Source organism: Kitasatospora sp. NPDC002543 (assembly GCF_053594915.1).
This window is the reverse complement of the sequence record NZ_JBSFWR010000115.1, coordinates 1-25,382: the sequence shown is the minus strand read 5'-3', so window position 1 is coordinate 25,382 and position 25,382 is coordinate 1. Positions and strand designations below refer to the sequence as shown.

Genomic DNA, 25,382 nt, shown 5'->3' with positions numbered 1-25,382 from the left:
TAGGTGACGAACTCGACGCCGCGCCCGGGATCGTAGCCGTCGACGGCCTTGATCAGGCCGATCGTGCCGACCTGGAGGATGTCCTCCATGTCCTCCGCGCGGTGGCGGAAGCGGGCGGCGATGAAGCGCACCAGCGGCATGTTGAGCTCGATGATCGTGCCGCGGACGTAGCTGTAGGCGTGGGACTCGCGGGCCAGCGCGGCCAGCCGTTCGAACAGCGCGTCGCTCAGTTCGCGGGCCTCGGTCTTCCCCATCCGGCGCAGCTCGGCCGCCGTCGGTCTTCGCGGCAGGTCGGGCGGCAGGCCCCGGGGCGCGGGCTCCGTCTCGGTCGTTTCCAGGTGGATGGACACGTGATCGCTCCAGGACATCGGGGTGGACGCCCGGCGACGGCTACGGGCTCGCACCTCGTGCGCGCCGCGGACTTCTTCCCCCAGGACCTGTGCCCGGCTTCTTCAAGCGCGGTCCCGGTGGCACCCGATCGGGTGCGGGAGCAGCCGGAACGGTCACGGCCGCTGCATGACTGGTTGTACCCCGGGAGGCGGGTCCGAACTCCTGTTCCGGATGTTTTTCCTGCGCCGGTTCCGCCGCCGGTTCCGCCCCCGGTTCCGTCCCCCGGTTCCGCCGACGGTTCCACGGGGGCGGCGCAGGAGCGCTCAGTGGTCGAGCGGACGGGGCCGCACCGGCTCCCCGGGCCGACCGGGCCCGTTCTTCCCGGCCTGCCGGCGCGGCCCCCGGGGCCGTCGCGGCTGGACGAGGTCGACCAGCTGCATCATGCCGAGGTCCTCGTGCTGGAGCTGGTGGCAGTGCAGGACGGTGCGGCCGGTGAAGTCCTCGTACTTGACCAGGAGGGTGACGGTGTCCCCCGGCTTGCCGCCGCTCAGGTCGACGGTGTCCTGCCAGACCGGCGGGTCGAGTCGCACGCCGTTGCGGTGGGTGACCAGGACGTGGTTGGTATGCAGGTGGAAGGGGTGGTGGAAGGCGGGCATGCTGTCGTCGGTGTGCAGGGTCCACCGTTCGACGGTGCCGAGTTCCAGGGTGTGGTTGACGTACTCGGGGTCGAACAGGCCGTAGGCGGGGTCGCGGGTGAGGTCGCCCTCCGGGTAGGCGGCCGGGGTGGGGTGGCTGCCGAGGACGCGGTAGGCGTTGGGGAACGGCTTGGGGAAGGCACCCGCGTCGACGTGGAAGACGATCCTGCGGTCGCTGTCGGGGTCGGCGACGTCCTTCTCGTCGAGGAACGGCTTGCCCTGCGGGAGCGCGGTCGGCAGCTCCATCGGCGGCCGGACGGCCTCTCCCGCCACCTCGATCGTCATCAGCGGGCCGGGCACCCCGGTGGCCCGCAGTTCGTACGTCCCGGCGTCGCCGCCCCGGACGAGCACGTCGGCCCGGTTGCCCACGGCCAGCGACACCGTCTCGGCGGCGACCACCGCGGGGAAGGTCACCCCGTCCATGGCGATCTGATGCATCGCCAATTTCTTTTCACCACTGATCACTTGGAGCTTCAAGGCGGTGAAGGCGGTCGCCGCGACCAGGCGCCAGCGCTGGACCTCCCCGGGGCGCAGCGTGAGGGTGGGGTTGACCGAGCCGTTGATGGTGAAGGTCGGCTGGGCGGCGGCCAGGGCGTCGCCGGTGGTGAACTCGGCGACCTTGTCGTCCTTGAGCCGGAGTTCGTTGACGCAGACGACCACGTCGGCGGCGGCCTTGATCTGCGGCACCTCGTCGACGTCGCCCTCGACGATGAGGACCCCGGCCATCCCTCCGGCGATCTGCTGGGCGGTGGCGCCGTGCACGTGCGGGTGGTACCAGTACGTCCCGGCGGGGTGGCCGGCGGGGATCTCGACGGTGGTGAGGTACCGCGGCTCGGGGACGCCGGCCGCGACCTCCTCGGCGGTGCGCGGCGGGAACTCGCGCAGGATGTTGTCGGCCTCCCCGGAGGGCGAGACGTGCAGGCCGTGGGTGTGGAGGTTGAAGCTGTTCAGGCGGTGCGGCCGGTTGTGGCCGCCGTGGCCGGAGGCGGGCATCGGGTCCGGCGGGTTCGGCGGCAGGCCGTTGACCTGGTGCAGCCACAGTGCGTCGCCGGCGCGCACCCGCAGGGTCGGCCCCGGGATCGTCCCGTTGTAGGTGCGCGTGGTGACCGTCCCGTAGCCGGGCACGGCGGTGCTGGTGAACCGGACGTCGAGCGTCTGCTCCAGCACCGCCCTCGTGCCCGCGGAGGCCCCGGCCGAGGATCCGCCGGCGACCGACGGGGAGCTCCGGACGACCGGCTGCGGGAAGGTGGCCGCGGCCCTCGCCGGCCGGGCGAGGAGCCCGTCGGAGCCCGCCGCGAGGACGGCGGCCGCGGGGAGGGCCTTGAGCACCGATCGGCGACTGATTCCGGCATTTTCTCTCATAGCCGGGCAATGTAGGGCGACTTCCGCACGGCTACGGTCAGGCACACCGTCGGCCGAGGCGGTGTTGGGCCTTCCGCAGTACCCCGCTACCGGTGTTCCGGGTGTGTCAGGTTCACCCCGCCGCGCGGGTCGAAGACGTGGACGCGCGCCGTGTCCACCCACAGGTCCAGCGGCCCGCCCTCGGCGGCCCGGGTGGCGGTGCTCAGCCGGGCGACCACCCGGTGCTCGCGCATCCCGGTGTCGGCCCGGCCCGAGTCGGCGGCGAGTTCGGCGAGTTCCTCGGTCACCGCCGGTCCGCCCTCCTCCGCGAAGTGGACGTAGACGTCGGAGCCGACGGACTCCCGCACCTCGACGGTCACGGTGACGGTGACCCCGCCGGTGTGCCCCTCGACCAGCGCCGCGTCCTCGAAGTCCTCGGGGCGGATGCCGACGATCAGTTCGCGCGGCGCGTCCGCGCGCTCCAGGGCGCGCCGGGTGCGGTCGTCCAGCGGGAGGTCGCCCAGGGAGGTGCGCAGCGCGGTGTGCGGTCCGTCCTGCTCCAGGGTGGCGCCGAGGAAGTTCATCCCGGGTGAGCCGATGAAGCCGGCGACGAAGAGGTTCACCGGCTCGTCGTACAGCTCCTGCGGCGAGCCGACCTGCTGGACGACGCCGGAGCGCATCACCACCACGCGGTCGCCGAGCGTCATCGCCTCGACCTGGTCGTGGGTGACGTAGACGGTGGTGGTGCCCAGCCTGCGCTGGAGGGCGGCGATCTGGGTGCGCATCTGGACCCGCAGCTTGGCGTCCAGGTTGGACAGCGGTTCGTCCATCAGGAAGGCCTTGGGGTCGCGGACGATCGCCCGGCCCATCGCGACCCGCTGGCGCTGCCCGCCGGAGAGGTTGGCGGGCTTGCGGTCCAGGTGCTGGGTCAGGTCCAGGATGCGGGCGGCCTCCTCGACCTTGGCGGCGATGGTCGGCTTGTCGACCTTGGCCAGGCGCAGCGCGAAGCCCATGTTGTCGCGCACGCTCATGTGCGGGTAGAGGGCGTAGCTCTGGAAGACCATCGCGATGTCGCGGTCCTTGGGGGCCCGGTCGTTGACCACCTCCCCGGCGATCCGCAGGGTGCCCTCGGTGATGTCCTCCAGCCCGGCGATCATGTTGAGGGTGGTGGACTTGCCGCAGCCGGAGGGGCCGACCAGGATCACGAACTCCCCGTCGGCGATGGTGAGGTTGACGTCGCGGACGGCGACGGCGCCGTCGGGGTAGCGCTTGGTGATGCCGTCGAGGACGATCTCGGCCACGATCCGCCTTCCTGGCCCGCCGGGTGGGGCGGGTTCATCGACTCGGGTTCAGCCTTTGACTGCGCCGGCGGTGAGCCCGGCGACGATGCGGCGCTGGAACAGCAGCACGAAGACCACGATCGGGATCGTGATGATCACGGCGGCGGCCGCGATCGATCCGGTCGGCTGCTCGAACTGGGAGCTCCCGGTGAAGAAGGCGATCGCCGCGGGGACCGTCCGGGCCGAGGTGGTGGAGGTCAGCGAGATCGCGAACAGGAAGTCGTTCCAGCAGAAGATGAAGACCAGGATGCCGGTGGTGAACACTCCCGGCGCCGCCAGCGGCGCGATGACCAGCCGGAACGCCTGCCACGGCGTGGCACCGTCCACCTTGGCCGCCTTCTCCAGGTCCCAGGGGATCTCCCGGAAGAACGCCGAGAGCGTGTAGATCGCCAGCGGCAGCGAGAAGGTCATGTACGGGATGATCAGCCCGGGCCAGGTGTCGAACAGGCCGAGCGCCCGCTCGATGTCGAACAGCGGCGAGACCAGCGAGATCGGCGGGAACATCGCGATCAGCAGCGACACCCCGATCAGCAGCCGCTTGCCGGGGAAGCGCAGCCGGGCCACCGCGTACGCGGCCATGGTGCCCAGCACGACGGCGACGGTGGTGGCGATCACCGCGATGCCGATCGAGTTGACCAGGGCGCGGGTGAACTCCGAGGTCTGGAAGATGCCCCGGTAGTTGGCCAGGGTCCAGCGGCGGGGCACGAAGGCGCCGTCGGAGAGGGTGCTCGGATCCTTGAAGGAGAGCGCCACGATCCACCACACCGGGAAGAGCGCGTAGAGCACCACCACCAGGTTGGCGACGCCCCAGCCGGTCAGCGCCCGGGCGGGCCGGCCGCTCACCGGTGCTCCGGGTCGGCGCCGGGCGCGGCCGCGCCGAACAGCTTGACGAAGACCAGGGCGATCAGCGCCACGCAGACGAAGATCAGCACCGAGATCGCCGAGCCGATGCCCAGGTTGAGCGCGGTGAAGAGGTTGTCGTAGCCGAGGATCGACACCGAGCCGGTGCCGTTGGCGCCGCTGGTCAGCACGTAGATGTTGTCGAAGATCCGGAAGGCGTCCAGGGTCCGGAAGAGCAGCGCGACCAGGATCGCCGGCTTCATCAGCGGCAGGACCACCAGCCGCAGCCGCTGGCCCGCGCTCGCGCCGTCCACCATCGCCGCCCGGACGGTCTCCTCCGGGACGAGGGCCAGGCCGGCGAGCAGCAGCAGCGCCATGAACGGGGTGGTCTTCCACACCTCCGCGAGGACGATCAGACCGACGGCCGGCCACTGCTCCGTCAGCGGGGCGCTGCCCTCCGGCAGCAGCGCCGCCAGGTAGCCGGTGCCCGGGGTCCAGGCGTACTGCCAGGAGTACGCGGCGACCACGGTGACAATCCCGTACGGCACCAGCACCGCGGTGCGCACCGTGCCGCGCCCGAAGACCGTCCGGTGCATCACCAGCGCGAGCGCCAGGCCGAGCACCAGCTCCACGGTGACCGACGCCACCGTGATCAGCACCGTGACGCCGAGCGCCTGCCACCAGTACGGCGAGGTCAGCACCGCACCGTAGTTGGCGAGGCCGACCCAGTGCGCCTGCGCGGGGAAGCGCAGGTCGTAGCGCTGCAGGGACAGGTAGACGGCGTAGCCGATCGGGTAGGCGGTGACGGCGAGCATCACGATCACCGCGGGGGCGCACAGCAGCAGGCCCAGCCGGCTCTCCTGGCGGGCCCCGCGCGAGGGCCCGGCCGGCTCCGGTCCGGCCGGTTCGGGCCCGGCCGCGGCGGCGGCCTCGGTGGACGGTGTCACGGGATCAGCCCCTTCGAGCCGAGGGCGGCCTGGATCTGCCCGCGGAGGTCGGCCACGTCCTTCTCCGGACGGATGCCGGCGGGCGGGGAGAGGGTGTGCGAGACGGCGATGGAGACGTTCTGGTAGGCCGGGGTCTGGGGCCGCACGCTCGCGGAGTCGAGGGCGGCCAGCACGTCGGCGGCGAACGGGTAGCTGGCGGTGAGCTCGGCCGTCCCGTACAGGCTCCGCAGCGAGGGAGGCAGGCCGCCCTTCAGCGCGTTGGTGAGCTGGTTGTCCCGGTCGCGCAGACACAGGGTGGCCTCGGCGGCGAGGTCGGGGTGGCGGCTGTAGGCGCCCACCGCGAGGTCGATCCCGCCGATGGTGACGCTGGCGGGCCGGTCGGCGCTCACCGCGGGGTACGGGGCCCAGCGGAAGTGCGGGAACAGCTCCGGCCGGTTGGCCTTCATCGAGGGGTAGACGAAGGGGTAGTTGAGTTCGAAGGCGGCCGTGCCGGACTCCATGGCGAGCCGGTTCTGGTCCTCCATCTGGTTCGGCAGCGAGGGGTCGGCGGCCACCGACGCCGCCAGGTCGCGCATCACCCCGGCGGCCGTGACGGCCGGCGCCCCGAGCGAGGGCGCCTGGGCGTCGGGGGTCAGGATCGAACCGCCCGCGCTGGTGACCAGCGTGTTGAACCAGACCGTCAGCCCCTCGTACTGGGCGCCCTGGATCTCCACCAGGTGCGGCCTGCCCTCGCGGGCCAGCTCCTTCGCCGCCGAGAGCATCTCCGCCCAGGTCCGGGGCGGGGTCGGCACCAGGTCGTCGCGGTACCAGAGCAACTGGGTGTTGGAGTTGTACGGCACCGCGTACAGCCGGTCCCGCCAGGTCGCGGTGCGCACCGCCGCGTCGAGGGTGTCGGCGGTGGCCCGCTCGCGCATCGCCCCGGTCCACTCGCGGATCCAGCCGGCCTCGGCGAACTCGGCGGGCCAGGTGACGTCCAGGCCGAGGACGTCCACGTCGGCGTCGTGCGCCGCCATCCGGCGCACCAGCTGCTGGCGCTGGCCGTCGGCGCCACGCGGCAGCTTGTTGTAGCGGATCGTGTAGCGGCCGCCGGACTCCTGCCCGCAGCGGTCGGCGGCCTGCTGGAGGGCGCCCGAGTCGTCCGGGAAGTTGTACCAGTTCAGGGTGACGGGGCCGCCGCTGCCGCCGCCCCCGCAGCCCGCCAGGGCGGAGGCGAGCACGGCCAGTCCGGCGGCGGCGCTCGCCCAGCGCGAGCGGAGATCGGGGAGCCTCGGCATCGTTCTCCCGGAGTGGGACGGACCGGTCCGGGAGACCCTAGCCCGACGCCCCGGCCGGGCCGGGGGCGTGCCGCGCCGCCGGGCGGGCGACCAGCCGGACGGCCGAACCGGCGGCCCGGGGAGCGTCCTGTCGATCGGCCCCGCACCAGGGCGCGTCGGGGTGCGTGCGCCGCGCAGGGCGGCTCCCGGAGCCGGGCCGGCGGCGGGTGTCCGGGAGGCGCGGGCCGGGGACCGGCCGGATACTGGGCGCACACGCCGAGACCTCCGGCCGCGCCGGAACCGAGGAGCACGCCGTGACCGGACCCCACGCCGTGACCGGGCCCCACGCCGTGACCGGGCCCGTCGTCGTCGGATTCGACGGCTCGCCCGAGAGCCTGGCCGCCGCCGCCTGGGCCGCCCGCGAGGCGCAGCGCCGCGGCCTGCGCCTGGACGTCCTCCAGGCGTGGCCCCGGCCCAAGCACGTCGCCCCCGGGAGCCGACCGGGCGACCATCCCGCGCTGGCGCAACTCGCCGAACGCGAGGGCGAGTTGAGGTCCCTGGCGCCCGCGGTGGAGGTGGCCGCCTCCTCGGTGGCCGCCGATCCCGTCGAGGCGCTGGAGGCCGCCGGGCAGAGCGCATCCGTGCTGGTGGTCGGCTCGCGCGGACTGGGCACCCTGCGCGGGTTCCTGATCGGCTCGGTGAGCCAGGAGGTGCTGCGGCGGGCGGCCTGCCCGGTGGTGCTGGTCCGGGCCGGCGGGGACGAGCCGGACGGCGAGGTGATGGTCGGCCTGGACCTCGGGCGCCCGGCGGAGCCGGTGCTGGCCTTCGCCTTCCAGGCCGCCGCGCTGCGCTCGGCGCCGCTGCGGGTGGTGCACGTCTGGTCGCCGCCGGCCGGCAGCGAGTACATGTCCTACGGGGCGATCGGCGGGCTGGAGCGCGAGGCGTCCGCGGCCGAGGACAGCGGGCTCGCCGGGGCCCTGGCGCCGTGGCGGGTCCACTATCCCGGCGTCGAGGTGACCACCGAGCTGATCCGGGGCAAGCCCGCGGTGGACCTCGTGGACGCCGCGGCGACGGCCCGGCTGCTGGTGGTCGGCCGCCGGATCCGGCACCTGCCGCTGCGCCACCACCACGTCGGCCCGGTGGCGCACGCCGCGATCCACCACGTGCACTGCCCGGTCGCGGTCGTCCCGTACGGCTGACGGGTTCCGGGGCCGACGGGTTCCGGGGCCGACGGGTCCCGGGACTGACGGGTTCCGGGAAGGCGCTACAGTCCGGTCCCATGAGTGAGTCCGTACGCCCGCCCTTCGGGAACTTCGTCTCCGCCGCGCCCGCGCTGGAGGTCTGCGCGGAGCTCGCCGCGCCCGTCGCCGACGCGCTGAAGAACTGGGCCGCCCAGGAGGCGGCCGCCTCGGTCCTCTACGTGGACACCGATCCGGAGCTGGCGGACACCGCCGTGTTCTGCGCGGCCTACAACGCTCCCCCGGAGCTCTCCGCGAACTGCGTGGTGGTCGCCGCCAAGCGTGCCGGGGAGGTGACCCTGGCCGCGTGCCTGGCCCTGGCCACCACGCGGGTGGACGTCAACAAGGCGGTGCGCACCCACCTGGGGGCGCGCAAGGCGTCGTTCGCGCCGATGGACACCGCGGTCGAGCTGACCGGCATGGAGTACGGGGGCATCACGCCCCTCGGCCTGCCCGCCGGATGGCCGCTGCTGATCGACGGGGCGGTGGCCGAGGCGCCGTACGTCCTGGTCGGCAGCGGCCGGCGCCGGGGCAAGCTCATCCTGCCCGGGTGGGCGCTGGCGCGGCTGCCCGGCGCCGAGGTGCTGCCCGGCCTGGCCGGCTGAACGGCTGAACGGCCGGGCGGTCCGGCGGCACCGGCCCGGGGCCAGCCGGCGCACTGCCAGCGGACGCGCGGTCAGCGGGCCCGGGGCGCGAGGCCGACCGGGCAGACCACCGGGGTGCCGTGCACCGGGTCGGTGAGGATCGCGCTCTCCACCCCGTACAGCTCGCGCACCAGCTCCGGGGTGACGATGTCGCGCGGCGCGCCCTGGGCGGCCACCCGGCCGTCCCGCATGGCCACCATGTGGTCGGCGTAGCGGCAGGCGGTGGTCAGGTCGTGCAGGACGAGGACGACGGTGCGGCCGCGCTCGGTGAGTCCGCGCACCATCTCCAGCACCTCCAGGGCGTGCCCCATGTCCAGCGCCGAGGTGGGTTCGTCCAGCATCAGGATGTCGGTGTCCTGGGCGACGGCCATCGCGATCCAGGCACGCTGGCGCTGGCCGCCGGAGAGAGTGTCGAGCGGGCGGTCGGCGAGTTCGTGCAGGTCGGCGGCGGTGAGGGCGTGTTCCACCGCCTCGGCGTCGGTGGCGGACCACTGCCGCAGCAGGCCCTGGTGCGGCTGGCGGCCGTAGCGGACCAGGTCACGGACGGTCAGCCCGTCCGGGGCGGTGGCGGACTGCGGCAGCAGGCCGATGATCCGGGCGATCGCGCGGGTGGACAGCGAGGTCAGCGGCTTGCCGTCGAGCAGGACGGCGCCGGAGCGCGGGGCGATGGTCCGGGCGAGGCCGCCGAGCAGGGTGGACTTGCCGCAGCCGTTCGGGCCGACGATGACGGTGACCTGCCGCTCCGGCAGTTCGAGGTCCAGCTCGCGCACCACGATGGTGCGGTCGTGGCCGAGGCTGAGCGCGCTGGTCGCCAGCCGGTGGGCCGGGGCGTCGGCGGCGGTCGCGGTGGGGGCGGTCATGCGGTCCTCCGGGGACGGGTGGTGAGCAGCAGCCAGAGCAGGTACGGGCCGCCCACGACGGCGGTGACCAGGCCGGCCGGCACCTCGATCGGCGACAGCGCGGTGCGCCCGATCAGGTCGGCGAGCAGGGTGAAGGCGGCGCCGGCGGCGGCCGAGGTGAGCACCGGCACGCAGCGCGGTCCGGCGATCCGGCGGGCGGCCTCGGGCGCGGCGAGCGCGATCATGCCGAGCGGTCCGGCGACGGCCACGGCCAGGCCCGCGCAGACCACGGCGACCGCCAGGACGCCGATCCGCAGGCCGCGCACCCGGACGCCCAGCCCGGTGGCGACGGCGTCGGAGAAGCGCAGCAGCGACAGCCGGCGGCCCAGCAGCACGGCGGCGGGCAGGCAGACCAGCAGGCCGAGTTCGAGGTGGCCGACGGTGTCGGCGTCCCGGCTGTTGAGGGTGCCGACCGTCCAGCCGAAGGCGGCGTTGGCGGCGTCGATGGCGGCGCGGGAGAGCATCAGGTTGGTCACCGCGCCGAAGACCGCGCCGATACCGAGGCCGACGACGAGGAAGCGGTAGCCGTTGCGGCCGGCCCCGCCGCCGAGGGCGAAGGCGAGCGAGGCGGCGGTGGCGGCGCCCGCCAGGGCTGCGGCGGAGGGCAGCAGCTGGGTGGCGACGCCGGTGACGGAGGCGACCGCGAAGGCGCTGGCGCCCTCGTTGAAGCCGACGGTGTCCGGGGTGGCCAGCCGGTTCTGGGCGAGGGTCTGCATCAGGCAGCCCGCGACGCCGAGGGCGGCGCCGACGGCCAGTGCGGCCTCGGCGCGGGGCAGCCGGAGCTTCTCCACCAGCAGGACGTCGCGGGCGGTGCCGTCGCCGAAGGCGGCGCGCAGGGCCGTCACCGGGTCCAGGTCGGTCTCGCCGACGGCCAGGCAGACGGCCGTCACCGCGACCACGGCGGCCAGCAGGGCGGCGAAGCCGAGCAGCGGCCGGACGGGGACGAGCACCGAGCGGTCGCCGCCGAGGACGAGCAGCCGGGTGCCGGGTGGGGTCGGCCGCCGGGTCGCGGCCGGGCGCGGGCCGGGGCCCGGGGCCTTCGGGGCGTTGAGAGTGGAGGTCACAGCGAGGGCATTCTGTGCGAGCGGACGACGGCGACCAGGACGGGGGCGCCGCACAGGGCGGTCATCACGCCGAGCGGCATCTCGTACGGGCGGGCGACGAGCCGGGAGGCCACGTCGGCGAGCAGGACGACGGCCGGGCCGAGCAGGGCGGACACCACGAGCAGCCGGCGCAGGTCCGGGCCGACCAGGGCCCGGGCGGCGAAGGGCACCACCAGGCCGACGAAGGAGACCGGCCCGGCGATCGCGGTGGCGGCGCCGACCAGCAGTGCGACAGCGGTCACCGCGAGGGCGCGGGCGCGGCGGGGCTTGTGGCCGAGGCCGGTGGCGACGTCGTCGCCGAGGCTGAGCGCGGTCAGCGCCGGGCCGGAGAGCAGCGCCAGCACCAGACCGAGCAGCAGGACGGGCAGCACCGACAGCAGTTGGTCGGTGCCGCGGCCGGCCACCGAGCCGATGGTCCAGAAGCGGATCTCGTCGGCGGCCCGGGCGTCGGACAGCAGCAGCACGGAGGAGCCGGCGTTCATCAGCCCGCTCAGCGCGGCGCCGGCGAGCACCAGCCGGACGGGGTCGTCGCCGGTGCCGCGCAGCCGGGCCGCGCCGAGTGCCAGCAGGCAGCCGGCGGCGGCGCCCAGCACCGCGACGTAGGGGCCGACGCCGGCGGCGCTGGCGCCGAGCACGATCGCGATCACCACGGCGAAGGAGGCGCCGGTGCTGACGCCGAGCAGGCCGGGCTCGGCCAGCGGGTTGCGGGCGGCGGCCTGGAGCACGGTGCCGGCCACGCCGAGCGCGAGCCCGACGGCGAGGGCCACCGCGGTGCGCGGGGCGCGCAGGTGGAACACGGTGAACCGGGAGTCGGAGTCGCCGTCACCGAGCAGGGTGGCGAGCGCTCGTGACGGCCCCACGTCACCGGCGCCGAGCAGCAGGCTCGCCAGTACGGCGAGCAGCAGTATCGCGCCGGCGGGCAACAGTCCGCGCAAGAGGAGTGATCGGAATGTCACACCGGGGCCTCTCCGTCATGGCCTTACGTATGGTTAGGCTAACCTCAGAAAAACGGTTCGTCCGTAAACTACCATTCCTCGGAGAACACCCATGCTTGGCACCCGCTTTACCAAGACCCTGCTCGGAACGGCCGTCGTCGGCGCCCTCGCCCTGGGCCTGACCGCGTGCGGCTCCTCGGGTTCCGGCAGCTCCGCGGGTGACTCCGGCTCCTCCTCCACCGCCGCCAAGGACGGCAAGCGCAGCATCGACACCGCCTTCGGCGCCGTCGAGGTCCCGGCCGAGGCCAAGCGGGTCGTCGCCCTCAACGACACCTCGCTGGACACCGCCCTCTCACTCGGCGTCACCCCGGTGGGCACCAGCTCCAGCCGCGGCGGCACCACCGCCCCGGCCTACCTGAAGGCCGACTCCGTCCCGCTGGTGGCCACCGTCAAGGAGCCCAACATCGAGGCGATCCTCAAGGCCACCCCCGACCTCATCCTGGCCTCCTCGGGCATCGAGAAGGCGCAGTACGACAAGCTCTCCGCGGTCGCCCCGACGATCGTCCCCAAGGCCGGCGACTGGCGCGCGATGCTCGCCGTGTACGGCGACGCGCTCGGCCACAAGGACGACCTGACCGCCAAGCTCGACGCCCTGGACAAGCGCGCCGCCAAGGCCGGCGAGGGAAAGACCGGCAGCGCCGTCGTGATGCGGTGGATGCCCAACGGGCCGATCGTGATGAACACCACCAACATGCCCGGCGACCTGCTGAAGAAGGCCGGCGCCGCCACCCTGCCGATCGCCGACGGCCTGGGCGCCCAGCCCCACTCGGACCCGCTGTCCCTGGAGAACCTCAACAAGGCCGACGCCGACCGGATCTTCGTCGCCACCCTGAACGCCGAGGGCGAGAAGGCCCTGGAGACCGCGCGCAAGCAGGAGGCCTTCACCCGCCTCAAGGCCGTCGGCACCGACCAGGTGACGGGCGTCGACGGCCAGGTGTGGAGCAGCAGCTCCGGCCCGATCGCGGCGGAGAAGGTCGTCGAGGACATCGAGAAGGCCTTCGCCGCCAAGTAACCGACCCCGCCGGGGAATTCCCCCCCCCCCCGGAGTCCACGGGCCCCACTCAGGACCGTACGGACACGAAGGGCCGTCACCGGAAGGAATCCGGTGACGGCCCTTCCGGCTGCCGGCTCGACGGGGCGGCCGGCGCGGACACTTCGAGCCGGAAGCCGCTGATGGGCGGCGACCCGGCACCGACATGACAGCCGCCCCCGGACCGCCCATCCGGGGCGGCTGTCATGCCTCCAGGACCAGCCGGAGGAGATCGCGCAGGGACTCGCGCTGCTCGGCGCCGAGCCGGGCCAGCGGGTCGCCGGCGAACGGCATCCGGGCGCGCAGGTCCGCGGCGACCTCCCGGCCGGCGGCGGTGGCGGCGACGCGTTTGACCCGGCGGTCGACGGGGTCGACGCTGCGCTCGACCAGGCCGCGCGACTCCAGCCGGTCGACGATCACCGTCACGTTGGACGGCTCCGCGTGCAGCCGCTCGGCGATCCGCCGGGTCGGGACCGGGGCCTCGGCGGTGAGCAGCGCCTTGGCCTGCAGCGCGGTCAGCCCGTGGACCGCCGCGGCCTCCTCGGCCTCCCGGCCGTAGCGGCGGTTGACGGCCGCGAAGAGTCCGACGATCTCCTGGGCGAGGTCATCCGATGGGTGGGGCATGACCACCAGGGTAGCCAGGTGCTTGACAGGGTGAACTATCGGGCCACATAGTTATGAATCATATTGGTTATGATCCGTAATCATCTGGAGCCCGACACCATGAGCGACAAGACCGTCCTGATCACCGGCACCTCCTCCGGCATCGGCCTGGCCACCGCCGTCGCCGCCGCCCGCGGCGGCTGGCACGTGATCGCCACCATGCGGAACACCGCGAAGGCCGGCCCGCTGCTGGCCGCCGCCGCGGCGGCCGGGGTCACCGTCGACCTCCGGGCGCTGGACGTCACCGACCAGGCCTCCGTCGAGGCCTGCCTGGCCGGCGTCGAACGGCTGGACGCGCTGGTCAACAACGCCGGCGCGGGCCACGTCGGCACCCTGGAGCAGGAGAGCGTGGCCGACGTCCGCGCCGTCATGGAGGTCAACTTCTTCGGGGTGCTGCACGTCACCAAGGCCGCCCTGCCCCTGCTGCGGGCGAGCGGCGGCCGGGTACTGACCGTGACCAGCGTCGGCGGCGTGGTCGGCCAGCCCTTCAACGAGGCGTACTGCGCCGCCAAGTTCGCGGTCGAGGGCTTCATGGAGTCGCTCGCCCCGGTCGCCGCCACCGTCGGGGTGTCCGTCAGCGTGGTCGAACCGGGCGCGGTGGCCAGCGAGTTCGTCACCAACGTGGGCCTCACGGACGACGCGGCCGAACAGGCCGGGCCGTACGCGCCCGCCCTGGCCGCCTACCTGGAACGCACCCGCGACGCCTTCGCCTCCGCCCAGGCCGCCGAGGACGTGGCCGCCCGGATCCTCGACCTGCTGGCCGCCGAGCGGCCCGCCTTCCGGGTGCTCACCTCCGACGCCGCCCGGGGCTTCGCCGGGATCAAGCTCCGGGACCTCGACGGCTCGGCCGTGCGGAACCTGACCGCCGGCTGGGTCGGCTAACCCGCCACCGTCTCCGCCACTGCCTCCGCACCGGGCCCGCGCACGTCCGGGACGCAGCAGCCGGGCACCGTCCGCGGGTGCGGCACCGGCGGCCCCTGGGCGCGCCGCTCGCGGTCCAGCTCGGCGCCGGCCCGCACCGCCCGGTACACCGCCCGGGCCAGCCGGGCGCCCCAGAACGAGCGCGGGCCACCGAAGGGGTCGGCGGGCCCCTCGTCGGAAGCCGACCGGACGGCCACGCAGACGGCGTCGGACGGGGTGCCCGAGCAGTCGTAGCCGGCGTCCAGCAGGGCCTGGACCTTGGCCTCGGCCGCGGTGGCCAGCAGGTTGACCAGGCCCCCGTCCGCGACCGCGGCCGGCACCACGGCCAGGATGTTGATCGTGCCGGGCCGGTACTCCACCGGCGCCGCGGCCGGGTCCGCCGCCCACAGCGCGACGCCGATCCCGGTGGTGACCACCGCGCTGACCCCGCCGTCCTCGGCCCGGGTGCAGTCGTCCACCTCGGCCGCCGTCATCAGCCCGACGCCTGGGCCCGAGAGCCCCTGCGCGGCGGCCAGTTCGGCCAGGTGCTCGGCCGGATCCATCCGCGCGTAGCCCGGCCGCACCTGGGCGTTGAGCACCCATCCGCGTTCCCCGAGCCCGCCGCCGAGCACCGCGCTGCTCACCATCCGCCAGCCGGGCCCGGCCCGCCACACCAGCAGGTGGCGGCAGGCGCCGTCCTCGGTCCGTACGGCCCGTCCCACCCGCACTGCGCCCTCGTTCACGACCACTCCCCCTCCACCGGTCACAACACCACGCTGGTCCGCCGGTCCGGGTCGACCGCCGGCCGCTCCCCCGCCGGCGGCCGGGCCCGTCCGCTCTCCTCCCCCGACGGCCCTGGGTCCGGGCCGTCGGGCCGTGCCGCTCAGGAGGGGACGGCGCAGGTGGCGGTGGACGGTGCCTGGTCCTCCTCCTCGCCGGGCCGCATCACCTGCACGTTCTCCAGCAGCGCCTCGACCAGCTCGTCCAGGTCGAGGCGCCGCTCCACGGCCCGCAGCCGACCGATCCGCGCCCCGGTGGTGACCTCCGGCGGGGCGAGCAGGCTGCAGCAGTCCTCGTCCGGCAGGACGGAGATCCCGGCCGTGCCGAGCGCCCTCGCCTGGTCGATGATCTCCTGCTTCTCCCAGCCGACCAGCGGGCGCAGCACCGGCAGGGTGGCCGCCTGGTCCACCGCGACCATGTTGGCCAGGGTCTGGCTCGCCACCTGCCCCAGGCTGTCGCCGGTCACCAGCGCCTGCGCGCCGGTGGCCTCGGCCAGCGCCGAGGCGGTGCGGACCATGAGGCGGCGCTGGGCGACCACCTGCAGCCGTCCGGCACCCGCGACGGCCAGCTGCTTCTGGGCCTTGCCGAGGGCGATGACGTGCAGGGCGCCGGGCGGCTGGTAGCGGTTGAGCTCGCGGGCCAGCGCGTAGGCCTTGTAGACCGACGCGGGGTTGGTGTACGGCGCGCCGCTGAAGTGCACGAAGTCGCAGGCCAGGCCGCGCCGCATGGCCCGGTGCGCGGCCACCGGCGAGTCGTACCCGCCGGAGAGCAGCACCAGGGCGCGGCCGCTGGAGCCCACCGGCAGCCCGCTCAGCCCGGGGTGGCGCTCGGCGGACAGGAAGGTCTCGCGGCGGTCGATCTCGACGGACAGGGTGACGTCGGGCGCGGTCAAGTCCACCCGCAGGCCCGGCACCCGCGGCTGGAGCAGCGCCCCGAGCTCCCGCTCCAGCTGGGAGGAGGTCAGCGGGAAGGCCTTGTCGCGCCGCTTGGCGCGCACCGCGAAGCCGGTGGCGGCCCGGCCGGCGCACGCGGCGCGCAGCACCTCCAGCCCGTTCGCCTCGATCGACTCCATCGTGCTGGGCACGCGCAGCGCCGGCTCCACGGAGCTGAAGCCGATCACGGTGCGTGCCCTGGCCACCAGGGTCTCGACCGGCACCTGCCCGCCGAGCACGGTGAGGCTGTGCGGCGTGCGGATCCAGGTCGAGCCGCCCACTCCGCGCAGCGCCGCCCGCAGGTTGTCCTCCAGGCGCTGCACGAACGCGCGCCGGTTGCGGCCCTTGAGGGCGACCTCGCCGTGCTTGAGCAGCACGCAGGGGCCGTAGGGTTCGGTGCCGCCGCGCTGGGCGGGCAGGCGGGTGTCGTCGGTCGGGTGGTCCATCCAGAAGTCCCAGCGTCGTCGTTCGGTGTCGTCGTTCGGTGTCGTCGGCCCCTCCATCGTGCCGGACGGGCCGGAGCGGGCGTCCGGGCGGTCCGGAGCGGGCGCGCGGAGCGGTCCGGAGGGGGCGCGCGGGGCCCGTGCTGGGGCCGGTTCACGCCCGCGCCCCCGCCGTCAGCGCGTCCTCCGTCAACGCGCCTGCCGGCGGCACGCCCGGCGCCGTCGGCCCGGGCAGGGCCCGGCCCGCGTGCCGCAGCGCGGCCTCGACCCGGACGGCGTCGGCCGTGTCGCGGACCTCGTGCACCCGTACCGCCCACGCCCCCTGGGCGGCGGCCAGCACGCCGGCCGCCGCGGTGGCCGCGTCCCGTTCCCGGGCCGGGCGGGCCTCGCCGGTGTCCGGGTCGGCCAGCAGCTCGCCCAGGAACCGCTTGCGCGAGGCCGCCACCAGCACCGGGCGCCCGAGCGCGCTCCACGCGCCCAGCGAGGCCAGCAGCGCCCAGTCGTCCCGCCGGCTCTTGGCGAAGCCGAGCCCCGGGTCGACGATGACCTGGGACGGGTCGACCCCGGCCGACACGACCGCGTCCATCTGCCGGGCGACCTCGCCGATCACCTCGGCCACCACGTCGGTGTAGTCGGCCAGCGCGTCCATGCCCGCGGACTGCCCGCGCCAGTGCATGACGACGAAGGGCACCCCGGTCCCGGCCACGGCGCGGGCCATGTCCGGATCGGCCAGGCCCCCGCTGACGTCGTTGACGATCCGCGCGCCGGCCTCCACCGCCGCGTCGGCGACCCGGGCGCGCATGGTGTCGATGCTGACCAGGACGCCCTTGTCGGCGAGCGCGCGCACCACCGGGAGCACCCGGCGCAGTTCCTCCTCCTCGGAGACCCGGGTCGCGCCGGGCCGGGTCGACTCCCCGCCCACGTCCACGATGTCGGCGCCCTGGTCCACCAGCAGCAGGCCCCGGTCCACCGCCCGTCCCGGGTCCAGCCAGCGCCCGCCGTCCGAGAACGAGTCGGGTGTCACGTTCACGATTCCCATCACCGCGCACCGGTCCCACCCGGGAAGTCCCGGCAATGCCTGCGAAGGTCTTTTCATGCCCCCATTGTGCCGTCCCGCCCCAGGCCCCCCGCCAGGCACCCCCGGTGGAGAATTCCGTATCACGGAGTGGACACTCCGGGATTGGTCCGCACCAATCCGGATAACCTCCTGCCATGACACTCGGAATCCCCACCACGCGCACGGACCGGGCGGCCTCCATCCGCGAACTCCTCGCGACCGGCAGGCGTTCCTACTCGTTCGAATTCATGCCGCCCAGGAGCGCCGAAGCGGAAGCCGGCCTGTGGAACGCGATCCGGCGCCTGGAGGCCCTCTCCCCCACCTTCGTCTCGGTGACGTACGGCGCCGGCGGGTCGACCCGGGAGCGGACGGTGAACGTCACCGGGCGCATCGCGCAGGAGACCACCCTGACCCCGGCCGCCCACCTGACCGCCGTCGGCCACAGCGTCGCCGAGCTGCGGAACATCCTCGGCCACTACGCCGACCAGGGCGTCCGCAACATCCTGGCGCTGCGCGGCGACCCCCCGGGCGACCCGCTGGGCCCCTGGGTCCGCCACCCGGACGGGGTGGAGTACGCGGCCGACCTGGTGCGGCTGATCAAGGAGTCCGGGGAGTTCTGCGTCGGCGTGGCCGCGTTCCCGGAAATGCACCCGCGCTCCCCCGACTGGGATTCCGAGATCGGCCATTTCATCGCCAAGTGCCGGGCGGGCGCCGACTACGCGATCACCCAGATGTTCTTCGAGACCGACAGCTACCTCCGTTTCCGGGACCGACTGGAATCCGCCGGCTGCGCCGTTCCGATCATTCCGGAGATCATGCCGGTGACCACGATCCGGTCACTCCGGCGGATTCCCACGCTGACCACCGCGGCCATTCCCTCGGAATTCTCCGAGCGCATGCTGGAACACCGGGACGACCCCGGGGCGGTCCGGGCGATCGGAATCGAGTACGCCACCGCGATGTGCCGGCGACTGCTGTCCGAAGGGGTCCCCGGTCTGCATTTCATGACCATGAACTTCTCCACGGTCACGACGGAGATCTACCAGAACCTCGGCCTGCCCGAGTCCGGCTGAGCCATCCGACGGGAGCGGGCGCGGCGGCCTCGCCGCGCCCGCTCCGACTCCCGGAATCCGGCCTCCGTCAGCCGGCCAGTTCCGCGCGCAGCACCCGGGCCGCGCCGACCAGGCTCTCCAGCGAGGCCCGGGTCTCCGTCCAGCCGCGGGTCTTCAGCCCGCAGTCCGGGTTGACCCACAGCCGCTCCGCCGGGATCGCCGCCAGACCCGCGCGCAGCAGGGAGACGGCCTCCTCGGTGCTGGGGACGCGCGGCGAGTGGATGTCCCAGACGCCCGGGCCGACCTCGCGCGGGTAGCCCGCCTCGGCCAGCTCGCCGGCCACCTCCATGTGCGAGCGGGTCGCCTCCAGGGAGATGACGTCCGCGTCGAGGTCGTCGATCGCGGTCATGATCGCACCGAACTCGGCGTAGCACATGTGGGTGTGGATCTGGGTGTCGGTCCGCACCCCGGAGGTGGCCAGCCGGAAGGCCTCGGTGGCCCAGTCCAGGTACGCCGGGCGGGCGGCGGCCCGCAGCGGGAGGGTCTCGCGCAGGGCCGGCTCGTCCACCTGGACCACGGCCGCGCCGGCCGCCTCCAGGTCGGTGACCTCGTCGCGCAGGGCGAGGGCCACCTGCCGGGCGGTGTCGGCCGGCGGCTGGTCGTCGCGGACGAAGGACCAGGCGAGCATGGTGACCGGACCGGTCAGCATGCCCTTGACCGGGCGGTCGGTCAGGTGCTGCGCGTAGACGAACCACTCGGTGGTCATCGGATGCGGGCGGGAGATGTCGCCGGCCAGCACCGGCGGGCGCACGTACCGGGTGCCGTACGACTGCACCCAGCCGTGCCGGGTGGCCAGGTAGCCGGTGAGCTGCTCGGCGAAGTACTGGACCATGTCGTTGCGCTCGGGCTCGCCGTGTACCAGGACGTCCAGGCCGGCCTTCTCCTGGTACGCGATGACTTCGCGGACCTCGCTCTCCATCCGCTCCCGGTAGGCCGCGGCGTCGATCCGTCCGGCCGTCAGGTCGGCGCGGGCGGTGCGCAGTTCGGTGGTCTGCGGGAAGGAGCCGATGGTGGTGGTCGGCAGCAGCGGCAGGCCGAGCCGGGCGCGCTGGGCCTCGGCCCGCTGCGGGTAGGCCTGGGCGCGTCGGGTGTCCTCGGCGGTGACGGCGGCCGCCCGGGCGCGCACCGCCGGGTCGTGGGTGATCGGGGAGTTGGCGCGGGAGGCGAGGTCGGCGCGGTTGGCGGCGAGCTCGGCGGTGATCGCGCCGGTGCCCTCGCGCAGGCCGCGGGCGAGCAGCGCCGCCTCGCCGGCCTTCTGCCGGGCGAAGGCGAGCCAGCGGGCGATCTGCGGGTCCAGCTCCCGTTCGGCGGCGGCGTCGATCGGGACGTGCAGCAGGGAGCAGGACGGCGCGACGTCGACGGTGTCGGCGAGGCCCAGCAGGGTCGCCAGCGTGGACAGCGACTTCTCCAGGTCGTTGATCCAGATGTTGCGCCCGTCGATCACCCCGGCGACCAGCCGCTTGCCGGGCAGCCCGCCGACGGCGGCCAGGTCCTCCAGGTTGGCGGCGGCCGGGCCGGTGAAGTCCAGCGCCAAGCCCTCCACCGGGGCCTTGGCCAGCACCGACAGTGCCTCGCCGAGCCGGTCGAAGTAGCTCGCGACCAGCAGCTTGGGCCGCTCGGTGAGGGCGCCGAGCTCACGGTAGGCGCGCGCGGCGGTGTTCAGCTCGGCCGGGGTGCGGTCCTGGACCAGCGCGGGCTCGTCCAGCTGCACCCACTCGGCCCCCTCGGCCCTGAGCGCCGCGAGCAGCTCGGCGTAGACCGGCAGCAACCGGTCCAGCAGGGTGATCGGCTGGAAGTCCTCCGCCACCCCGGGGGCAGGCTTGGCCAGCAGCAGGTAGGTCACCGGGCCGACCAGCACCGGACGGGCGGCGTGGCCGAGCGCGACGGCCTCCGCGAACTCGCCGACCGCCTTGGCCGGGTTCGCGGCGAACACCGTGTCCGGGCCCAACTCCGGCACCAGGTAGTGGTAGTTGGTGTCGAACCACTTGGTCATCTCGAGCGGTGCGACGTCCTGGTTGCCGCGCGCCATCGCGAAGTACCCGTCCAGCGGGTCGGCGTCGACCGCCTCCCGGTGGCGCGGCGGGATCGCACCGACCGCCACGCTGGTGTCCAGCACGTGGTCGTAGAACGAGAAGTCACCGGTCGGGACCTCCCCGACCCCCGCCCCGGCGAGCTGGGCCCAGTTGGTCCGGCGCAGGTCGGCCGCGGTCGACAGCAGCGCCTCGGCCGTGACCGTGCCCTTCCAGTAGCCCTCGATCGCCTTTTTCAGTTCACGGTTACGGCCCTGCCGGGGGTAGCCGTACGCGGTGGCCACGGACGCCGCGGCTGCGGACTTCGCTGTCAAGGGACTCTCCTTCGCGAGCCTGAATCCTCAAGTGCACCGGTGGCGGCACGAGGACGCGAAGGGAGGACGAACCGGACGGACACCCGTGCCCGTGCACGGCTCCGCCTGGTATGGTCGCCGACCCGCCCACGAGGTCACCGGATGGCCGCACGCGAACGGTCGCGCGCGGGCAGTGGCAGGTCTTCGGACTCGCGGGCGCGCCCACCCGGTCGAAACCGGGGCGGACACCTACTGGCCGTCGCTTCCCAGACCCGTCCCGGGTCCAGTGCGTATGACGGCGGTCGTTCCCACTCACCGCTGCGGGGCAGTCCCGGATTCCCACCGGGTTCCCTCTTGCGACACCCCGCCTGGCGGGCGGGGCGAACCAGCTGCGTGGCCAGCTTAGGGGCAGAACGCCGCCGCGGAGGCGGAAATCTCGAAAGCCTTCTGCATCGTGAGACGAAGCGCCCCGGACGGCCACCCCGAACGGCTACTCGACCGGCTCGCGCTCCGGCCCGGTGCGGCCGGTCCGCCGCTCCCGCGCCGCACCGTCGCGCCGCTCCTCGGAGGAGCCCTCCACGACCAGCTCCGGGACGCGGTGCGGCCGCCCGTCCGCGTCGATCGCGACGAAGACCAGCTGCGCCGTCGCCACCCTGGTGACGGGCCCGGTGAGGTTCCACCGCTCCGAGGTCACCACGACGGCCACGTCCATCGAGGTCCGCCCGACGTGCTCCACCCGGGCCCGGACGGTGAGGAGGTCCCCGGCCCGGACGGGGGCGAGGAAGGACATCTCCTCGACCGAGACGGTGACCGCGGGGACTCCGGCGTGCCGGCCCGCGGCGGCGGCCGCCGCGTCGTCGATCAGCTTCATCATCACGCCGCCGTGCACCGAACCGTAGAGGTTGGTGTCGTGGTCGCTCATGATGTGGGCGAGGGTCACCGCGGAGTCGGCCGGGGTGCGGGAGAGGACGGACGGACTGGTCACAGCGACGGCCCGCCCGTCATGGCGCCGCGGGAGTCGTGGTCGGCGTTCCGCTGCACGGAACCCTCCTTCGTGGGTCGCGCGCCCCGTGCCGGGCACGCGAAGGAGCGGGCGGCCGTGCGCATACGGCCCACCCGCACCAGCGGCCCGCCCTCGGGGTCGTGGTGGGACCGCGGGCCACCACGGCACGCGGGCAGCGGCAGGTCTTCGGACTCGTGGGCGCGCCCTCCCGGCCTGACCGGGACGGACACCTACCGGCCGTAGCCTCCCGGGCCCGTGTCCGGGCCCGCCGCACAGGACGGCGGTCGCCCCCGCTCACCGCTGCGGGGCAGTCCCGGATTCCCACCGGGTTCCCTCTTGCGACACCCCGCCCGGCGGGCGGGGCGAACCAGCTGCCCCGCCAGCTTACGTCCATCCGCGCAGCTCACGGCCACCGCCCACCTCCTCGGTCGGTCCACGCACGACCGCCGGGGCCGTACGCCGGGGCGGACGGCAGAATGTCCCCCATGCGGCACATCTTCGTCATCGGCATCGGCGCGGGCGACCCCGACCACCTGACCCTGCAAGCGGTCAAGGCGATCGGTCGCACCGACGTCTTCTTCATCCTCGACAAGAGCGAGGAGCGGCAGGACCTGATCAGGCTCCGCCGCCGGATGCTGGCCGAGCACGGCCTGCCCGGGCACCGGGTGGTCGAGGTGCCCGACGCGGAACGGGACCGCACCACCCCCGCGTACACCGCCGCCGTGGACGACTGGCGCGTGCGCCGCGCCGATCTGGTCGAGCGGCTGCTCGCCGAGCACCTCGGCCCGGAGGAGAGCGGCGCCTTCCTGGTCTGGGGCGACCCCGCGCTCTACGACAGCGTCATCGCCGTGGTCGAGGACGTGTCCACCCGTGGCGGGGTGCCGTTCGAGTTCGAGGTGCTCCCGGGCATCAGCAGCGTCTCCGCACTCGCCGCCCGGCACCGCACCACGCTGACCAGGGTCGGCCGCCCGGTGCAGATCACCACCGGTCGCCGCCTGGCCGAGGGCTTCCCCGCGGGGGTGGACGACGTGGTGGTGATGCTCGACGGCCGGGCCGCCTTCACCGAGATCGACCCCCGGGGGCTGGAGATCCACTACGGCGCCTACCTCGGCACCCCCGACGAGGTGCTCGTCTCCGGGCCGCTCGCCGAGGCGGCCCCGCGGATCCGCGAGCTGCGCGAGCGGTCCCGCGAGCGCAAGGGCTGGATCATGGACACCTACCTGCTCCGGCGCTCGGACGGCTGACCCTCGGCAGCGTGACGCGGTGCGCCGCCCCGGGGGGGGGGCGGGGCGGCGCGGCGCGTCAGCGGTCGGTGAACTCCGGCGGGCGCTTCTCGGCGAAGGCCGCCATGCCCTCTCACCGTGACCTCGGCTGGGGCCTCAGCCCAGGAGCTTCGCCAGTACCCGGTCGAGCGCGTGGATGTCCTCCGGCGGCAGCGCGAGCAGCGCGTCCGGCGGGGTGGTGAGGATCCCGGTGGCGAGCGCCGCCTTCGCCTCGCCCTCCTCGGTGAGGTGGACCAGCTTGGAGCGCCGGTCGGCCGGGTTGGTGATGCGTTCGGCGAGGCCGCGCCGCACCAGGTCGTCCACGATGACGGTGGTGTACGGCGGGTCGGCGGTCAGCCGCTCGGCCAGCTCCCGCAGGGTGATCGGGCCGGCGGCGAGCCGGCGCAGCGCCCTGACGCGGCTGAAGCTCATGCCGAGGGCGTCGGCGACGATCCTGCGGCGGTCGTGGCGCTCCAGCACGAGCGCGTACATCCCCTGCCAGACCCGGGCCGCCGCCCCGGCGTCGGCCTCGCTCACCTCCGGGTGCCCGCCGGTGTCAAGGCGCTCCATCAGGTGCCCACCGTCTCCTTCGTCCGCTCGGTCTCCTCGACCGCCTCCTCGGCGGCGAGCCGCTGTGCCGTGCGCTCGGCCGTCGCCCGGGCCCAGCGGCCGGAAGTGAGCGTACCGGCGATCAGTACGGCGGCCCCGCAGCCGACGATGATCCACCACGCCGTCCGCGCCGCCCCGGTGAAGGCCACCGGGTCCGTGAGGACGGTCCCGGCCATCAGGGCGCCGGTCACCGCGACACCCAGGGACTGGCCGACCTGCCGGCTGGTGGAGGCCACGGCCGCCGCCACCCCGGCCTGCGCGCGGGGCATCCCGGAGACGGCGGTGTTGGTGATGGGCGCGTTGACCAGGCCGAAGCCGGTGCCGAAGAGCAGGAAGGCGAGGACCAGCAGACCGGTCGGCAGGTGCTCGGAGTAGCCGACCGCCTGGAGCAGGGCGCTCGCGGTCAGCGCGGCCCCCGCCAGCAGCAGCGGTGTGCGCGGCCCCCGGGTGGCCACCATCCGGCCGGACAGCGGCGCGGCGAGCAGCGACATGACCGCCATCGGCAGCATGAACAGCCCGGCGTGCAGCGGGTCGAGTCCGCGGACCTCCTGGAGGTACAGGGAGCCGAGGAACAGGAAGCCGCCGAGGCCGGCGAAGGCGGCGACCGCGATCACGGTGGCGCCGGAGAACGGCGCGGAGCGGAAGAACCGCAGGTCGATCAGCGGATCGGCGCGCCGGGGTTCGTACCACAGCAGGCCCAGCAGCGCTCCCAGCGCGGCCGCCGCGCAGCCGAGCACCACGGGCGAGGTCCAGCCGCGCTCCGGCGACTCGATGATCGCGTAGGTGAGGGCGGCGAGCAGCACGACGACCAGCAACTGGCCGACCGGGTCCACCCGGCGGGTGCGGGCCGCCCTCGACTCCGGCACGTAGCGGGTGGTGAGGAAGAGCGCGGCCAGGCCGATCGGGACGTTGATCCAGAAGATCGCCCGCCACCCGGCCGACTCCACCAGCGCCCCGCCGATGATCGGCCCGGCGGCCATGCTGATGCCCACGACGCCGCTCCAGACGCCGATCGCGCGGGCGCGCTGCCGGGAGTCGGTGAAGGTGTTGCTGATGATCGACATGGCGACGGGGTTGAGCATCGATCCGCCGACCGCCTGGAGCATCCGCGCGGCGATCAGCCAGCCGAGCCCGGGAGCCAGGCTGCACAGCAGGGAGGCCCCGGTGAACACCACCAGGCCGATCCGGAACACCCGGCGGCGGCCGATCCGGTCGGCGGTCGATCCGGCGAGCATCAGCAGGCTGGCCAGGACCAGGGTGTAGGCGTCGATCGTCCACTGCAGTCCGGACACCGAGGTGTCCAGGTCGCGACGGATGGCGGGCAGGGCCACGTTCAGGATGGTGTTGTCGAGGCTGACGATCAGCAGGCTCATGCAGCAGATGGCGAGCACGAGCCAGGGCCGCGGTCGAGCGGCATCGGGCATGACGAACGCTCCAGATTTACTTGTGTTGTTGTAATGATTGTGAGCATATAACTAATCCGGGAGGCGACTCCACCCCGGCCCCGACCCCGCCCTCCCCGGCCACCCCGACCGCCCCCGACCTCGACCTCCCCGGCCACCCCCGGACAGCACAACGGCCGCGCCCCGCCGAGGAGATCGGCGGCGCCGCGCAGGGTGAGGTCCCAGGCGCGCATGGCGAGT

Annotated in this window: 23 protein-coding genes and 2 riboswitches; of the genes, 6 read left to right on the top strand and 17 right to left on the bottom strand. The window is 74.2% G+C overall.

What is annotated here, in order from left to right; genetic code table 11:
• The 6 genes from ACWD4P_RS32765 to ACWD4P_RS32740 form a co-directional block, all read right to left on the bottom strand.
• The coding region (locus ACWD4P_RS32765) for a sigma factor (RefSeq protein ID WP_449782150.1) at window positions 1-350 on the bottom strand (350 nt) is incomplete at its 3' end.
• 303 nt (window positions 351-653) lie between these two features.
• A complete protein-coding gene (locus ACWD4P_RS32760) occupies window positions 654-2,387 on the bottom strand; it encodes a multicopper oxidase family protein (protein ID WP_449782149.1) in 1,734 nt (577 codons plus the stop codon).
• An 86-nt stretch (window positions 2,388-2,473) separates the two neighbouring features.
• Window positions 2,474-3,667 carry an ABC transporter ATP-binding protein gene (locus ACWD4P_RS32755; RefSeq protein WP_449782148.1) on the bottom strand — a complete coding sequence of 398 codons (1,194 nt, stop codon included), beginning with the start codon at window positions 3,665-3,667 and terminating at the stop codon, window positions 2,474-2,476.
• A 48-nt stretch (window positions 3,668-3,715) separates the two neighbouring features.
• Window positions 3,716-4,549: a carbohydrate ABC transporter permease gene (locus tag ACWD4P_RS32750; RefSeq protein ID WP_359818729.1), complete on the bottom strand. Its 834-nt coding sequence runs from the start codon at window positions 4,547-4,549 to the stop codon at window positions 3,716-3,718.
• Window positions 4,546-5,397 (bottom strand): carbohydrate ABC transporter permease, encoded by an 852-nt coding sequence (locus ACWD4P_RS32745; protein WP_359818746.1) that lies wholly within the window; start codon window positions 5,395-5,397, stop codon window positions 4,546-4,548. Before ACWD4P_RS32745 ends, ACWD4P_RS32750 begins: the two co-directional genes overlap by 4 nt.
• A gap of 92 nt (window positions 5,398-5,489) precedes the next feature.
• Window positions 5,490-6,767 carry an ABC transporter substrate-binding protein gene (locus ACWD4P_RS32740; protein WP_359818731.1) on the bottom strand — a complete coding sequence of 426 codons (1,278 nt, stop codon included), beginning with the start codon at window positions 6,765-6,767 and terminating at the stop codon, window positions 5,490-5,492.
• A 293-nt stretch (window positions 6,768-7,060) separates the two neighbouring features.
• On the opposite strand from ACWD4P_RS32740, the gene ACWD4P_RS32735 reads away from it, so the two are divergent.
• Window positions 7,061-7,945 (top strand): universal stress protein, encoded by an 885-nt coding sequence (locus tag ACWD4P_RS32735; protein WP_449782147.1) that lies wholly within the window; start codon window positions 7,061-7,063, stop codon window positions 7,943-7,945.
• A gap of 80 nt (window positions 7,946-8,025) precedes the next feature.
• Window positions 8,026-8,589, top strand: a complete 564-nt coding sequence (locus ACWD4P_RS32730) for a YbaK/EbsC family protein (protein ID WP_449782146.1) — start codon at window positions 8,026-8,028, stop codon at window positions 8,587-8,589.
• 71 nt (window positions 8,590-8,660) lie between these two features.
• Here the strand turns inward: ACWD4P_RS32730 and ACWD4P_RS32725 are convergent, their stop codons facing one another.
• From ACWD4P_RS32725 to ACWD4P_RS32715, 3 genes are read right to left on the bottom strand one after another with little or no spacing between them, the layout of a single operon-like run.
• A complete protein-coding gene (locus ACWD4P_RS32725; RefSeq protein WP_449782145.1) occupies window positions 8,661-9,488 on the bottom strand; it encodes an ABC transporter ATP-binding protein in 828 nt (275 codons plus the stop codon).
• Window positions 9,485-10,591: a FecCD family ABC transporter permease gene (locus ACWD4P_RS32720; protein WP_449782144.1), complete on the bottom strand. Its 1,107-nt coding sequence runs from the start codon at window positions 10,589-10,591 to the stop codon at window positions 9,485-9,487. Before ACWD4P_RS32720 ends, ACWD4P_RS32725 begins: the two co-directional genes overlap by 4 nt.
• Window positions 10,588-11,565, bottom strand: a complete 978-nt coding sequence (locus ACWD4P_RS32715) for a FecCD family ABC transporter permease (RefSeq protein ID WP_449782143.1) — start codon at window positions 11,563-11,565, stop codon at window positions 10,588-10,590. The genes ACWD4P_RS32720 and ACWD4P_RS32715 overlap by 4 nt, the downstream gene beginning before the upstream one ends.
• Before the next feature lie 112 nt (window positions 11,566-11,677).
• On the opposite strand from ACWD4P_RS32715, the gene ACWD4P_RS32710 reads away from it, so the two are divergent.
• Window positions 11,678-12,637 carry an ABC transporter substrate-binding protein gene (locus tag ACWD4P_RS32710; protein WP_449782142.1) on the top strand — a complete coding sequence of 320 codons (960 nt, stop codon included), beginning with the start codon at window positions 11,678-11,680 and terminating at the stop codon, window positions 12,635-12,637.
• Window positions 12,638-12,859: 222 nt separating this feature from the next.
• Here ACWD4P_RS32710 and ACWD4P_RS32705 read toward each other — a convergent pair whose 3' ends face one another.
• Window positions 12,860-13,279 (bottom strand): MarR family winged helix-turn-helix transcriptional regulator, encoded by a 420-nt coding sequence (locus ACWD4P_RS32705; protein WP_359821988.1) that lies wholly within the window; start codon window positions 13,277-13,279, stop codon window positions 12,860-12,862.
• Window positions 13,280-13,348: 69 nt separating this feature from the next.
• Here ACWD4P_RS32705 and ACWD4P_RS32700 point away from each other — a divergent pair, with 69 nt between their 5' ends.
• Window positions 13,349-14,200 carry an SDR family oxidoreductase gene (locus tag ACWD4P_RS32700; RefSeq protein ID WP_449782141.1) on the top strand — a complete coding sequence of 284 codons (852 nt, stop codon included), beginning with the start codon at window positions 13,349-13,351 and terminating at the stop codon, window positions 14,198-14,200.
• Here ACWD4P_RS32700 and ACWD4P_RS32695 read toward each other — a convergent pair.
• From ACWD4P_RS32695 to folP, 3 genes are all read right to left on the bottom strand, one after another.
• Window positions 14,197-14,961 (bottom strand): adenosylcobinamide amidohydrolase, encoded by a 765-nt coding sequence (locus ACWD4P_RS32695; RefSeq protein ID WP_449782140.1) that lies wholly within the window; start codon window positions 14,959-14,961, stop codon window positions 14,197-14,199. The two genes, ACWD4P_RS32700 and ACWD4P_RS32695, sit on opposite strands and share 4 nt — an antisense overlap.
• 140 nt (window positions 14,962-15,101) lie before the next feature.
• Window positions 15,102-16,376 carry a tRNA uracil 4-sulfurtransferase ThiI gene (gene thiI / locus ACWD4P_RS32690; protein ID WP_449782139.1) on the bottom strand — a complete coding sequence of 425 codons (1,275 nt, stop codon included), beginning with the start codon at window positions 16,374-16,376 and terminating at the stop codon, window positions 15,102-15,104.
• A gap of 151 nt (window positions 16,377-16,527) precedes the next feature.
• A complete protein-coding gene (gene folP / locus ACWD4P_RS32685) occupies window positions 16,528-17,469 on the bottom strand; it encodes a dihydropteroate synthase (RefSeq protein ID WP_449782138.1) in 942 nt (313 codons plus the stop codon).
• A gap of 116 nt (window positions 17,470-17,585) precedes the next feature.
• Here folP and metF point away from each other — a divergent pair, with 116 nt between their 5' ends.
• Complete coding sequence (metF, locus tag ACWD4P_RS32680) at window positions 17,586-18,503, top strand: methylenetetrahydrofolate reductase [NAD(P)H] (RefSeq protein ID WP_449782137.1); 918 nt, start codon at window positions 17,586-17,588, stop codon at window positions 18,501-18,503.
• A 67-nt stretch (window positions 18,504-18,570) separates the two neighbouring features.
• Here the strand turns inward: metF and metE are convergent, their stop codons facing one another.
• Window positions 18,571-20,886: a 5-methyltetrahydropteroyltriglutamate--homocysteine S-methyltransferase gene (gene metE, locus ACWD4P_RS32675; RefSeq protein WP_449782136.1), complete on the bottom strand. Its 2,316-nt coding sequence runs from the start codon at window positions 20,884-20,886 to the stop codon at window positions 18,571-18,573.
• Between the two features lie 173 nt (window positions 20,887-21,059).
• A riboswitch (cobalamin riboswitch) is annotated at window positions 21,060-21,253 on the bottom strand.
• A gap of 102 nt (window positions 21,254-21,355) precedes the next feature.
• A complete protein-coding gene (locus ACWD4P_RS32670; protein WP_359821970.1) occupies window positions 21,356-21,850 on the bottom strand; it encodes an acyl-CoA thioesterase in 495 nt (164 codons plus the stop codon).
• Window positions 21,851-22,045: 195 nt separating this feature from the next.
• Window positions 22,046-22,214, bottom strand: a riboswitch (cobalamin riboswitch).
• Between the two features lie 139 nt (window positions 22,215-22,353).
• On the opposite strand from ACWD4P_RS32670, the gene cobF reads away from it, so the two are divergent.
• Window positions 22,354-23,112: a precorrin-6A synthase (deacetylating) gene (gene cobF / locus ACWD4P_RS32665; RefSeq protein ID WP_449782135.1), complete on the top strand. Its 759-nt coding sequence runs from the start codon at window positions 22,354-22,356 to the stop codon at window positions 23,110-23,112.
• Window positions 23,113-23,247: 135 nt separating this feature from the next.
• Here cobF and ACWD4P_RS32660 read toward each other — a convergent pair whose 3' ends face one another.
• On the bottom strand, window positions 23,248-23,700 hold the full coding sequence (locus tag ACWD4P_RS32660; protein ID WP_359821965.1) for a MarR family winged helix-turn-helix transcriptional regulator: 453 nt from the start codon (window positions 23,698-23,700) through the stop codon (window positions 23,248-23,250).
• A complete protein-coding gene (locus tag ACWD4P_RS32655; RefSeq protein WP_449782134.1) occupies window positions 23,700-25,163 on the bottom strand; it encodes an MFS transporter in 1,464 nt (487 codons plus the stop codon). Before ACWD4P_RS32655 ends, ACWD4P_RS32660 begins: the two co-directional genes overlap by 1 nt.
• Window positions 25,164-25,382 lie beyond the last annotated feature (219 nt).

Excerpts from the sequence above, each read along its gene's own strand:
- ACWD4P_RS32730 (WP_449782146.1), top strand. The coding sequence starts at position 8,026 with ATGAGTGAGTCCGTACGCCCGCCCTTCGGGAACTTCGTCTCCGCCGCG.
- thiI (WP_449782139.1), bottom strand. The coding sequence starts at position 16,376 with ATGGACCACCCGACCGACGACACCCGCCTGCCCGCCCAGCGCGGCGGC.
- ACWD4P_RS32740 (WP_359818731.1), bottom strand. The coding sequence starts at position 6,767 with ATGCCGAGGCTCCCCGATCTCCGCTCGCGCTGGGCGAGCGCCGCCGCC.
- ACWD4P_RS32700 (WP_449782141.1), top strand. The coding sequence starts at position 13,349 with ATGATCCGTAATCATCTGGAGCCCGACACCATGAGCGACAAGACCGTC.
- ACWD4P_RS32760 (WP_449782149.1), bottom strand. The coding sequence starts at position 2,387 with ATGAGAGAAAATGCCGGAATCAGTCGCCGATCGGTGCTCAAGGCCCTC.
- ACWD4P_RS32655 (WP_449782134.1), bottom strand. The coding sequence starts at position 25,163 with ATGCCCGATGCCGCTCGACCGCGGCCCTGGCTCGTGCTCGCCATCTGC.
- ACWD4P_RS32725 (WP_449782145.1), bottom strand. The coding sequence starts at position 9,488 with ATGACCGCCCCCACCGCGACCGCCGCCGACGCCCCGGCCCACCGGCTG.
- metF (WP_449782137.1), top strand. The coding sequence starts at position 17,586 with ATGACACTCGGAATCCCCACCACGCGCACGGACCGGGCGGCCTCCATC.
- cobF (WP_449782135.1), top strand. The coding sequence starts at position 22,354 with ATGCGGCACATCTTCGTCATCGGCATCGGCGCGGGCGACCCCGACCAC.
- ACWD4P_RS32710 (WP_449782142.1), top strand. The coding sequence starts at position 11,678 with ATGCTTGGCACCCGCTTTACCAAGACCCTGCTCGGAACGGCCGTCGTC.
- folP (WP_449782138.1), bottom strand. The coding sequence starts at position 17,469 with ATGAAAAGACCTTCGCAGGCATTGCCGGGACTTCCCGGGTGGGACCGG.
- ACWD4P_RS32705 (WP_359821988.1), bottom strand. The coding sequence starts at position 13,279 with ATGCCCCACCCATCGGATGACCTCGCCCAGGAGATCGTCGGACTCTTC.
- ACWD4P_RS32660 (WP_359821965.1), bottom strand. The coding sequence starts at position 23,700 with ATGGAGCGCCTTGACACCGGCGGGCACCCGGAGGTGAGCGAGGCCGAC.